Annotated in this window: 2 protein-coding genes; one reads left to right on the top strand and one right to left on the bottom strand. The window is 67.4% G+C overall.

The window, feature by feature from the left end; translation table 11 throughout:
* Nucleotides 1-277: flavodoxin-dependent (E)-4-hydroxy-3-methylbut-2-enyl-diphosphate synthase (locus tag VFQ05_02045; protein HET9325533.1), on the top strand; the 277-nt coding region annotated here is incomplete at its 5' end.
* Here VFQ05_02045 and VFQ05_02050 read toward each other — a convergent pair.
* Nucleotides 270-1,475 carry a M43 family zinc metalloprotease gene (locus VFQ05_02050; protein ID HET9325534.1) on the bottom strand — a complete coding sequence of 402 codons (1,206 nt, stop codon included), beginning with the start codon at nt 1,473-1,475 and terminating at the stop codon, nt 270-272. The two genes, VFQ05_02045 and VFQ05_02050, sit on opposite strands and share 8 nt — an antisense overlap.
* Between the last annotated feature and the right edge of the window lie 223 nt (nt 1,476-1,698).

Consider the following 1,698-nt stretch of genomic DNA (forward strand, 5'->3'; position numbering starts at 1 on the left):
GGGCCATATCCAGAAGCGGCTGGCCGTCTGGCGCGAGCGGCATCCGGGCGTGGAGCAGCTCCGCATCGCCGTCATGGGCTGCGTGGTGAACGGGCCGGGCGAGAGCAAGCACGCGGACATCGGGATCTCGCTGCCGGGCACCGGCGAGGAACCGAAAGCGCCGGTCTACGTGGACGGCAAGCTCCAGACCACGCTCAAGGGCGAGACGATCGCCGAGGACTTCGCGCGGATCCTGGACGACTACGTGGCGCGGCGGTTCGCGTCGCCGACTACTTGAGCAGGATGACGCTGCGATTCATCTCGGTGCGGCCCACCCGCAGTCTCAGGAAGTACATCCCCGCGGGCAGATCCTGCGCGGCGAACATCGCGCTGTGCGCCCCCGCCGGCATCTGCGCGTCGATCAGGCTCCGCACGCGCTGACCCGCGACGTTGAACACCTGAAGCTGAACGCGGTCGGCGCGCGGCAGCGTGAAGCGGACCGCCGACGCAAGACGGAATGGGTTGGGCCCCGCTCCGCGGAACTCGATGCCGCCGGAGAGATCGGCGGGGTGAGCCGTGTCCTCGACGATCTCCTGTGCGCGCCCGCGGGCGACCTTCGCGGCGAACAAGCTCGGACGGTAGGCCGGCACGACGTCGTGCATGAGATTTGCCTGCCCGGCGGTGAACTCGGTGACGCAGGCGTCGTCGCCGTAGTCCATGTAGTTGTGGATGGGATCGTCGTCCGGATCGGGGCAGGTGTTGCGGCCCACCGGGCACCCATAGGCCGGGCTCTCTTCGTAGGCAGTGTCCTCGACCAGATCTCCGGGCGCTTCGCAGCCGTTCTCGAAGGTGTGCAGCAAGCCGAGGTAATGACCCACTTCGTGGACCATGGAGCGTCCGAGGTTGTAGGCGCTCAGGTATCCACCCGGCAGGGATCCGTAGTGAACCACCACGCCGTGCATGAAGTGGTCCTCGGGAATGGACCACGGGAAGTAGGCCCAGCCGAGAAGCCGGCCCCCGAGATAGCCCGTGTAGATGTTGAGCGTATGCGCGGGATCGACGGCGAGCGCCTCCTTGGCTTTCCATTCCTTCCCGGTGCCGGGGGTCATGCGGAACCAGCTGTTGTTCTCGGTGCGGTCGACGGACACCAGCTCGAACGAGTAGCCGGTGCCGGAATAGGCGCGGTTGAGCTCATCGATCTGCGCCGTGATCTGCGCATCGGTGACCGCGCCGGCCTTCGCTGACATGAGGACGTGGAAGGCGACGCGGATCGTCCCTCCGTCCCGCACGCCAAGGAGCGGCTCCTGCGCGAGGCGACGGCGGAGGTTGTGGATACGGAGGAGTTCCTGCGGTCCAGGCCGCGGCGTTCCGCACGTGCGGGCAGAGGCCTCGGGATCGAGCGAAAGGCTCGCTTCGACACTCTGAGCTTCCGCCGCCATGGGTCCGGCGAGACCCATGGCGACCAAGAGCATCGAGAGGCGACTGAGCGGCGGCAAGGTCCCTCCGGATTCCCGGCGATTGCGGGATGGATGAATCGAGACGGCGGCTATTTTCCCAGAGGGGAAGGCCCGGTTCAATGCCTCGAAATCGTGGCCGGGCTGTGGCTTCCGAGGCTCTCGAGGACCTTGCGCGCCAGCTCGGTGAGCGACGGATCGCGGGCGCCCATCAACAGGACCACGTCCCCTGGGCGAGCCTGGGAGAGAATCTCGGCCGGGAGCC

This window comes from Candidatus Eisenbacteria bacterium, from assembly GCA_035712145.1.
In the GTDB taxonomy this organism is placed as follows: Bacteria; Eisenbacteria; RBG-16-71-46; order RBG-16-71-46; family RBG-16-71-46; genus DASTBI01.